Genomic DNA, 9,231 nt, shown 5'->3' with positions numbered 1-9,231 from the left:
CATCTCCCACCCCGACGCCGGCAAGTCCACGCTCACCGAGGCCCTCGCCCTGCACGCCAAGGTGATCGGCACCGCCGGCGCGTCCAGCGGCAAGGCCAACCGCAAGGAAACCGTCTCGGACTGGATGCAGATGGAAAAGGACCGCGGCATCTCGATCAGCTCCGCGGCGCTGCAGTTCTCCTACCGGGACACGGTCATCAACCTGCTGGACACCCCCGGCCACGCGGACTTCTCCGAGGACACCTACCGCGTCCTGGCCGCCGTCGACTGCGCCGTGATGCTCGTGGATGCCGCCAAGGGCCTGGAAACCCAGACCATGAAGCTCTTCGAGGTCTGCAAGCAGCGGAACCTGCCCATCATCACCGTGATCAACAAGTGGGACCGGCCCGGCCTGGACGCCCTGGCCCTGATGGATGAGATCACCGAACGCACCGGCCTGCAGCCCATGCCCCTGACCTGGGCGGTGGGCATCTCCGGTGACTTCCGCGGCGTCTGGGACCTGCGCAATGACCGCTTCGCCCAGTTCAAGCGCAACAACGCGGGCGCCAACATCGCCCTCACCGAGTACTTCACGCCGGAGCAGGCTGCCGCGAGCCAGGGCGCGGACTGGTCCAACGCCGTGGACGAGGCCGGACTCGTGATCGAATCCAACCTCACGTTTGACGTCGACGCCTTCCACGCCGGCAAGGCGACGCCGATCCTGTTCAGCTCCGCCGCGCTGAACTTCGGCGTGAAGGAAATCCTCGATGCGCTCGTGGACTTCGCGCCGCCCGCCGCCCCGCGGCCCGACGTCGACGGCGCCGCACGCCCCGTTGACGCCCCGTTTGCCGGGTTCGTTTTCAAGGTCCAGGCCGGCATGAACAAGGCCCACCGTGACCATGTGGCGTTCATCCGGGTGTGTTCCGGCGTCTTCGAACGCGGCATGGTGGTCACGCAGGGCCGGACCGGGAAGTCCTTCGCCACGAAGTACGCCCAACAGGTGTTCGGCCGCGAACGCGAGGTGATCGACGAAGCCTTCCCGGGCGACGTCGTGGGCCTCGTAAACGCCTCCTCGCTCCGCGTCGGGGACAGCCTGTTCCTGGAACAGCCGGTGGAGTTCCCCGCCATCCCGCTGTTCGCCCCCGAACACTTCCAGGTGGCCCGCTCCAAGGACCCCAGCCGGTTCAAGCAGTTCCGCCGCGGCATCGAACAGCTCGAACACGAGGGTGTCATCCAGGTGCTCCGCTCCGACATCCGCGGCGATCAGGCTCCCGTGCTGGCCGCCGTCGGCCCGATGCAGTTCGAGGTGGTAGAAGACCGGATGGCGCACGATTTCAGCGCCCCGATGCGGCTTGAGCGGCTGCCCTACTCGCTGGCGCGGATTACGACGGCGGATGCCATGCCCGTGCTGGCGAACGTGCCCGGCGCCGAGGTGCTGCTGCGCTCCGACGGCGAGTACCTGGCCTTGTTCAACGACGTCTGGGCGCTGCGCCGGATCGAGAAGAACCACCCGGATCTGACCCTGGTGCCGATCGGCACCCATAACCCGGCGAAGTAGCCGCCCCGGGCTCCCGGGACGGCCTCCCGGGCCGGCCAAGGGGGCTGGCGGCACGTCGGCGACGTGCCCAAAATTCCCGCCGCGGGGTCTTCCTGAATCCGCTTTCCGCGGTACCATAAGTAACCTTGCTAACTTTGCGGGCGCCTGCCGACCCGGCCGGTAAGGAATGATCCGCCGGATTCGAAGTGCGGACCCGAATGTAGGGAACAAGAAGACCCGTTGACAATAACTGTGGAATCCGGCTTTCTGCTGAGCGGCCGGTACCGGATCGCGTCCCCCATCGGCAGGGGAAGCCAATCGACTGTTTACCGCGCCCACGACGAACTCCTCCAGCGGGAAGTGGCAGTCAAAGTTTTCCGCAATGACGCGGACGACCTTGAACACACCCGCCGGCAGGGCCAGGAAGTGCGGATACTCGCCGGCATGAACCACCACGCCCTGGTGACGCTGCTGGACGCCGGCGCCGACCTGAGTGACCCGGACTGCCGGATCTCCTACCTTGTGATGGAGCTGGTGCGCGGGCGGGACCTGCGGCACCGGGCCGTCCAGGGCCCGCTCTCCGCCGCGCATATGGCCCACATCGGTTACGACCTTGCCGACGGCCTGTCCTACATCCACCACCACGGGATCGTGCACCGGGACATCAAACCGGGCAACATTCTGCTCGTGGACTACAGCAACGAGGACCGCCGGCCTCGGGCCAAGCTGACCGACTTCGGCGTCGCCTCCCTCCTGGGAAACAACCGTTCGGACGACGACGGCACTTCCGGGACCCCGGCCTACCTGAGCCCCGAGCAGGCGGCCGGCGAACCAGCCGGGCCGGCCAGCGACGTCTACTCGCTGGGGCTCGTGCTGCTCGAAGGGCTGACCGGCAGGATGGCTTACCCCGGCGCGCCGGTGCAATCCGCCGTTGCGCGGCTGCTCCACGACCCTCAGATTCCGGAGGAGCTGGCCCCGATGTGGGTGGCGCTGCTGTCCTCCATGCTTTCGCGCGATCCGGCGGACCGGCCGCAGGCCCGGGAAGTCTCCCTCGCCCTGCGTCAGGAAGTCATCAACGGCGCCGGGCGGCACCGGCAGAACCATATGGCCGCGATGAATGACGAGGAAGGCCGGATGCGCGCCGTCGAGCGTTACCGGATCCTGGACACCCCCGAGGACGGTGTCTTCGACCGGATCGCGGCGCTCGCGGCCCGACTGTTTTCTGTTCCCGTTGCGATCGTCAGCGTCGTGGACCATGACCGGATCTGGTTCAAGGCCCACCATGGCACCGATGTCACCCAGATCGGCAGGGATCCCGGGCTTTGCGCCTCGGCGATCCTGCAGGACGGGCCCTGGATCGTTGAGGACGCCGCGAGGGACGTGCGCACGCTTTCCAACCCGCTGGTGGCGGGGGAGTTCGGGCTGCAGTTCTACGCCGGTGTTCCGCTGCGCACCCCGGACGGCTTCAACCTTGGCACGTTCTGCATCCTGGACCGGGAGCCGCGCGAGTTCACCGCGGAGGACACCCGGACGCTCGAGGACCTGGCCGCGATCGTCATGAACGACCTCGAGATGCGGTTGCAGAGCCGCGAGGCGATCGCCAGCTGAGCCCACAGGCCGCCATGGCCCGGTCAACGGTCTGGATCGTTCGTCAGTTCCGCTATGTCGTTGCCCATGCAAGAAATTCGATTCCGCGGTAGAAGAAACTTGCCTGGCCGTTGTAGGGTCGTGCCACGGCACTCAGCGTCCGCGACCTGAATACCGCCTCCGCCGACTACGGTGCCTGAGTATTCGGGTCAACTGGGACAGGAACAGACAATCAGATGCCGGCGAACCCCGTGCCGCTCCCGGACCGCGATGAGGCTGAACCCGACTGGGCAACGGCCCAGGGTGACGGCACCGACCCAGATGTGCCGGTAATCCGACAACAAGCCCAGGCCATCATCGACGCTGTAATGTCCGGATCCGGATCCGAGGGAGCCGCTGCCCGGAAGCAGTTGCGTGCATTCGCGGAAGCACACCCCGGTCAACCGGAAGTTGCCCTCGCTGAACACTTATTGGCGCTCAGAACGCTGCCGAAGAGCGGTCAGCCGGAGAGCTAGGCCCGACGAGGCCGCCGATGATCGGGGCCCTCATCCGCTACCCCGCCGTCGCGTGGCTGTAGGTATCCGTACCCGTATCCGGATCGTACGCTAACGCCTGCCGGCGTGCAGCGCGAGCTCCAGTTCAAACCGTGCCGCCGGGTCCTCCAGCGCGTCCCCGAACAATTCCCGCAGCTGGGCCGCCCGGTAGCCCACGGTCTGCGGATGGATGCCCAGCTCGGCGGCCACCGGCGCACGCTGGCCCCAGTGGCGCAGCCAGGAGAGCAGGGTTTCGGCGAGCCGCTCGCGCTGCGCCGGCCTGAGGCCCTCCAGCGGTGCGAGGCGGCGGTTGGCCAGCTCGGTGATGGCGGAAGGCTCGGCGCCGAGGATCACCGCCGCGAGATGTTCGTCCGCCCAGATGGGCGGGTCCTCCGGCCGGTCCCGGAGCGGCAGGGCCGATGCCGCCAGCACGGCCAGCCGCAGGGAGTCAGGAACCTTCTCCCAGCCGCCTGCCGGGCCCACGGAGGCGCCGCGGCCCCGCAGCGCCTTCTCCAGGTCTTTCCGCGCGGACTTGGACTTGTGTGCCGGGACCAGCACCACGGCATCGGTCTCGCGTTCAATCACCAGGGTTCCCGGGCCCAGCCGCAATCGCAGCCCCGCGGCGCGGTCCAACGGCAGCGTGACCACCGACATGCGCTGCGGCAGCGACCAGTCCGCCATGGCCGCGCTCTGGCGCAGCGCCGCCTCGTCCGCCTGCCCCAGCAGCAGCAGGTCCAGCAGTTCGGTGCGGCGCCGGTCCACCGCCCCGGCGCGTTCGGATTGCTCGAAGGCGTAGGCCTCGGCGCTGACCGCGGACAGCTCGTCGATGTACGCCAGAATCGATTCGCCCAGATCCACCACCACGTTCTGGCCGAGATGGTGTTCAACCGAGACCTTGGACATCTCGCGGAACGTGACGCGGGCGCCCATCCGGTACGCACTCAGCAGCGCATCCATGCTCCGCCCCTGCCGGAACTCCCCGCTGCCCAGTCCTGCCACGAGCTGACGGCTCTCCACGGAAAGGGCCGGGAGCGTGGTCCCGGGGAGTTGCAGGAAGCGGTCCAGGGCCGTCGCCACGCCGCGCCGGAGTCCCCGCCCGAAGCGGCCCTCGATCGGCCGTGCGTAGGCGGGAACCAACTGTGGCACGGCCTCAATGATGGCCTCCACAATGCCGGGCATCCTGGGCCGGAGCATGTCGCTGACTTCTTTCGGCAGCGCCAGCCACGGCGGGTCATAGGCGGGGTAACCGGGGTTTCCGGTGGGGGATGCGTCCATGGTGGGAATCCAAATACTTGTTGTGTGGAGATAGTTTCCTTGAGTCGATCGTATGCCTTGGGTGAAGAATTATGGCGCCTGTTGACATAGGATTGATGAATGATCCGGCTCCGTAAGCTGGCGCGCGCCGCATCTCTACTGACCACCCCGCTAGCTCCAGAAGACATTCTGTCGCTGTTCAATCCCGTGTTTTCTGCCCGCCAGTTGCGCGGGGTGGTGACCCGGGTGGTCCCCGAAACGGCCGATTCCGCCACCATTTTCTTTCATCCCGGCCGAGGCTGGCAAGCACACCGTGCCGGCCAGTGGGCCCGCATCGGCGTCGAACTCGACGGTGTCCGCCACTGGCGGTCCTATTCGCTCAGCGCGCCCGCCGGCGAGGACCCCGCCATCACCGTGACCGACATGGGTGCCGTCTCCGGCACCCTGGTCCGGACCACCAAGCCCGGCGACGTCCTCTTCCTGGCACCGCCGCAGGGAGACTTCGTCCTGCCGGAGCACCCGCGTCCGCTGCTCATGCTCACCGCGGGCAGCGGCATCACCCCGGTGATGTCGATGATCCGCACGCTGGTCCCGCACCGCCCGGATGCCGACGTCGTCCTCATCCACACGGCGCGGACCCCGGCAGACGCCATCTTCCTCGAAGAACTGGCCGAACTGGCCGACCAGTTCCCGAATTTCAAAGTTACCCACTGGTTCAGCGCCGAACACGGGCGGCTGGACTTCGGCGCCGCCGACGCGCTGGACCGGCTGTGCCCGGACTGGCGTGGCCGCGCCGCCTACGCCTGCGGCCCCGCCGGATTCCTCGACGACGCCGAGACGCTGTGGGCAGCCGAAGCGGCCGACCCCGACGCCTCGGCCGCGAACCTGACCATCGAACGCTTCAGCACCACGCTGGCCGGCGGCGAGGGGCACGACGGCGGACTCGTCACCTTCGAGGCCTCCGACCGTGAAGTCGAAGCAGACGGCGAGACCCCCCTGCTCGACGTCGGCGAGGACGCCGGGGTCTTGATGCCCAGCGGCTGCCGGATGGGTATCTGCCACAGCTGCCTCATCCCGCTGCGCGCCGGCCAGATCCGCGACCTGCGGACGGGCGAAGTGCACGGCGAGCCCGGCCAACTAATCCAGACCTGTGTCTCGGCAGCCGCCGGGCCCGTTAACCTCGACCTCTGAGGAGAACCATCAGATGACCACAGTTGCAGACAAGCCTGATCTCGCCGAGGAAGGCAGCGCCAGCGCCGCCCCCGCCGGGACCTCCGTCCCGGGCGTCAAGAAGCGGCCCGGCGCACTCGCCGAGACGGGGAGCCCCCTGCTCCGGCCGCCTGCCGCGGCACACCTGTCCGACGAACAGGTCGCCGAACTGGGCCGCGAACTCGATGCCGTCCGCGACGAAATCCTCGCCAAACGGGGCGCCTCCGACGCCGCCTACATCCGCCGCATGATCAAAATCCAGCGTGGCCTGGAGATCTCCGGCCGCGCGGCGCTGCTGGTCAGCAAGAATAAGACGGCCTGGGTCGCCGGCACCACCATGCTGAGCCTCGCCAAGATCCTGGAAAACATGGAGCTGGGCCACAACATCCTGCACGGCCAGTGGGACTGGATGCGGGACCCGGACATCCACTCCACCACCTGGGAATGGGACTTCGTCACCCCCGCCCGTGCCTGGCAGCACACCCACAATGACCTGCACCACCGCTGGACCAACGTCGTCGGCAAGGACAACGACATCGGGTACAACCTGCTGCGCATGGACCCCCAGCAGGAATGGACGCCCTTCAACCTGGGCAACCCGCTCTATAACGCACTGCTCGCCCCGGTCTTCGAATGGGGCATCGCGATCTACGATCTTGAACTCCAAGATTTCAAAGAGGGCAAGAAGTCCAAGCAAGCCCTCACCAAGGACCTCAAGGCCCTCGGCCGCAAGGCACTGAAGCAGTTCACCAAGGACTACGCCGCCACGCCCRCCGTCGCCATGCTCACCGGCTCCGGCAAGCAGGCCCTCTACGGCACCCTTACGGCCAACGCGGTGCGGAACGTCTGGGCCCACGCAGTGATCTTCTGCGGCCACTTCCCGAACGGGGCAGACACCTTCACCGAAGAAATGGTGGACGGTGAGACCCGTGGCGACTGGTACGTGCGCCAGATGATCGGCTCGGCCAACATCTCCGGTTCCAAGTTCATGCACCTGATGACCGGCAACCTCTCGCACCAGATCGAGCACCACCTCTTCCCGGACCTGCCATCCAACCGCTACGCAGAGGTGGCGCCCAAGGTGCAGGATGTCTGCCGGCGGTACGGYCTGCCGTACACCACCGGCCCGATCTGGAAGCAGGTGGGCTCCACTTGGGCCAAGATCTTCCGGCTGGCCCTGCCGCCGAAGAAGGCCTAGGCGCCCGGGCCGGGCGGCCCGGCTTTGACCGCCACTCCGAGCACATGGGCCAGCGGTGGGTTGCCCGGCAGAGGCGAAAAGCCGAAGCGGTCCAGTGACCGTATGGTCAGGCCGGCCCGTACGACGGCGGCCGGAGTGTCTCGGTTCGGGTGGCAACCTCCGGCCAGCCGGCTCCAGAGCGGTGTGAGGAGGTCTTCGGCGACTCCCAGCAAGCGGTGTGTTGAGCGGACGTGCTCGTAGAACAGCAGCAGGCCGCCCGGCCTGAGGACCCGGACGGCTTCGGCCAGGACGGCGGACGGGTCGGCCACGCTGCACAGCACCAGGCTGGAGACCACGGCGTCCACCGAAGCGTCCGCCGCCGGCAACGATTCGCCCGCCCCCTGGAGCACCGTGACCGGCACCGGGGCTGCGGCTGCGGCGGCTTGCGCCAGCGCCCTGAGCGTGGGGTTCGGTTCGAGTGCCAGGACCTGCGATACCGCGGGCGGGTAGAGCGGGAACGTGGCACCGTAACCTGCCCCGATTTCGACGACGGCGCCGCTCGCCGCTGCCAGCAGCCGCCGGCGGTGGGCCGAGGCGCCGCGGCCGTCCATCTTCGGTCCCAGGCGGGCATACGAGCGTCCGAAGGAGGATGCAGCCTCAATGTCATCCATGGGCATCTTTACGCTCCGCGGGCCGCGCCGGCGCGCTAGGGGCCTTCGCCAAGTTCCGTCACATTCGCGCGGTACTGCTCCGCCGTCAGCTCGCCCTTCGCGAAGCGCTCATCGAGGATGAGCCGGGCCTGGCTCCTGCCGCCGGCGGCGCCGGCGTTGCGGCCCGGAAGTCCCGGCTGGCCGTAGAGGCCGGCGGGGCCGGCGGCTCCGTGCCCCTGGGCTCCTTGGCCGGTGCCGCCAAATACCCGGATCGCCAGCAGGACGAGCACCGCGATGCCGAGCAGCAGCAGCATGCCCCAAAGCCACATCCACCACAGGTTCTGCCCGTACCCCCACATCATGACCGGTCCCTTCGCCAGTGGAAGCTACTGATCCAATGGTGCGCCCGCAGGGCAGGGAGCGCCAGAGTTCCGCGGCGCCGTCGGTTCCGGACGACACCGGTTCCGGGCGGCACCGGGCCGAACTGCCCCGCGGCGCCGTCGTCAGCTGATCAGCAGGCTAAGGGCCTCCGTCAGGTGGCTGACCTCCCGGACCGAGAAACCGGCCGGGACCGGGCCGGGGCCGTTGGGGCTGGCGGGCACTACCGCATGTGTGAAGCCCAGCCGGTGGGCTTCCTGGATGCGCTGGTTGATCCCGGGCACCGGACGGACTTCCCCTGCCAGGCCCACCTCGCCGAAGGCGATGAGGCGCTGCGGCAGCGGTTTCTTGGCCTTGGCGGAGGCCACCGCCAGGGCGACTGCCAGGTCCGTGGCCGGCTCGCTGAGCTTCACCCCGCCGACGGTCGCCACGTAGGAGTCATCTTTTTGCAGCAGGCAGCCGGCGCGCTGCTGCAGCACAGCCAGCAGCATGGCTACCCGCGAGCTGTCCAGCCCGCTGGTGGCACGGCGGGGCTGGGCGTTGGCGCTTTCGGCCAGCAGGGACTGGACCTCGGCCAGCAGCGGCCGGCGGCCCTCCAGCGTCACCGTAATGCAGGTGCCGGAGACCGGGTCCTTGGTGCGCGAGACAAAGAGGCCGCTGGGATCGGCCAGGCCCACGATGCCGTCCTCGTTCAGATCGAAGCAGCCGACGTCGTCGGTGGGGCCGTAGCGGTTCTTGACCGCTCGCAGCAGCCGCAGCCGGGAATGCCGTTCACCCTCGAACTGGCAGACCACATCCACCAGATGCTCGAGCAGGCGGGGGCCTGCGATGGAGCCGTCCTTGGTCACGTGCCCCACCAACAGGGTGGTCATATTGCGGCGCTTGGCCGCGGCGATCAGGGAGGCCGCGACTTCGCGGACCTGGGAG

At 68.2% G+C, this 9,231-nt stretch carries 8 protein-coding genes; 4 read left to right on the top strand and 4 right to left on the bottom strand.

What is annotated here, in order from left to right; all coding sequences use genetic code 11:
* The first annotated feature begins 1 nt into the window (after position 1).
* Entirely contained in the window at positions 2–1,537 is a 1,536-nt protein-coding gene (locus AB4Y86_RS05495; RefSeq protein ID WP_441400819.1) for a peptide chain release factor 3, read from the top strand.
* Between the two features lie 219 nt (positions 1,538–1,756).
* Entirely contained in the window at positions 1,757–3,124 is a 1,368-nt protein-coding gene (locus AB4Y86_RS05490) for a GAF domain-containing serine/threonine-protein kinase (protein WP_441400817.1), read from the top strand.
* Positions 3,125–3,708: 584 nt separating this feature from the next.
* Here AB4Y86_RS05490 and AB4Y86_RS05485 read toward each other — a convergent pair.
* Entirely contained in the window at positions 3,709–4,911 is a 1,203-nt protein-coding gene (locus tag AB4Y86_RS05485; protein ID WP_441400816.1) for a PucR family transcriptional regulator, read from the bottom strand.
* Positions 4,912–5,010: 99 nt separating this feature from the next.
* Between AB4Y86_RS05485 and AB4Y86_RS05480 the strand changes: the two genes are divergently transcribed.
* Together AB4Y86_RS05480 and AB4Y86_RS05475 are read left to right on the top strand one after the other, a co-directional pair.
* Positions 5,011–6,081, top strand: a complete 1,071-nt coding sequence (locus AB4Y86_RS05480; RefSeq protein ID WP_441400814.1) for a ferredoxin reductase — start codon at positions 5,011–5,013, stop codon at positions 6,079–6,081.
* A gap of 13 nt (positions 6,082–6,094) precedes the next feature.
* Complete coding sequence (locus tag AB4Y86_RS05475; RefSeq protein WP_441400812.1) at positions 6,095–7,297, top strand: fatty acid desaturase family protein; 1,203 nt, start codon at positions 6,095–6,097, stop codon at positions 7,295–7,297.
* On the opposite strand, the gene AB4Y86_RS05470 is transcribed toward AB4Y86_RS05475, so the two are convergent.
* From AB4Y86_RS05470 to AB4Y86_RS05460, 3 genes are all read right to left on the bottom strand, one after another.
* On the bottom strand, positions 7,294–7,947 hold the full coding sequence (locus AB4Y86_RS05470) for a class I SAM-dependent methyltransferase (protein ID WP_441400810.1): 654 nt from the start codon (positions 7,945–7,947) through the stop codon (positions 7,294–7,296). The two genes, AB4Y86_RS05475 and AB4Y86_RS05470, sit on opposite strands and share 4 nt — an antisense overlap.
* Positions 7,948–7,982: 35 nt before the next feature.
* Positions 7,983–8,288 (bottom strand): SHOCT domain-containing protein, encoded by a 306-nt coding sequence (locus AB4Y86_RS05465; protein ID WP_441400808.1) that lies wholly within the window; start codon positions 8,286–8,288, stop codon positions 7,983–7,985.
* A 141-nt stretch (positions 8,289–8,429) separates the two neighbouring features.
* Positions 8,430–9,231 (bottom strand): magnesium chelatase domain-containing protein (locus tag AB4Y86_RS05460; protein ID WP_441400806.1); only part of this gene is annotated, 802 nt, incomplete at its 5' end.

The sequence above is a fragment of the Arthrobacter sp. 2YAF22_2 genome, assembly GCF_052114645.1.
Classification (GTDB): domain Bacteria; phylum Actinomycetota; class Actinomycetes; order Actinomycetales; family Micrococcaceae; genus Arthrobacter.
Note: the sequence above shows the minus strand (reverse complement) of the source record. Positions and strands in the feature narration are given on the sequence as shown.

What these genes read in the sequence shown, in the direction of transcription:
- AB4Y86_RS05465 (WP_441400808.1), bottom strand. Translation starts at nt 8,288, where the DNA reads ATGATGTGGGGGTACGGGCAGAACCTGTGGTGGATGTGGCTTTGGGGC.
- AB4Y86_RS05485 (WP_441400816.1), bottom strand. Translation starts at nt 4,911, where the DNA reads ATGGACGCATCCCCCACCGGAAACCCCGGTTACCCCGCCTATGACCCG.
- AB4Y86_RS05480 (WP_441400814.1), top strand. Translation starts at nt 5,011, where the DNA reads ATGATCCGGCTCCGTAAGCTGGCGCGCGCCGCATCTCTACTGACCACC.
- AB4Y86_RS05470 (WP_441400810.1), bottom strand. Translation starts at nt 7,947, where the DNA reads ATGGATGACATTGAGGCTGCATCCTCCTTCGGACGCTCGTATGCCCGC.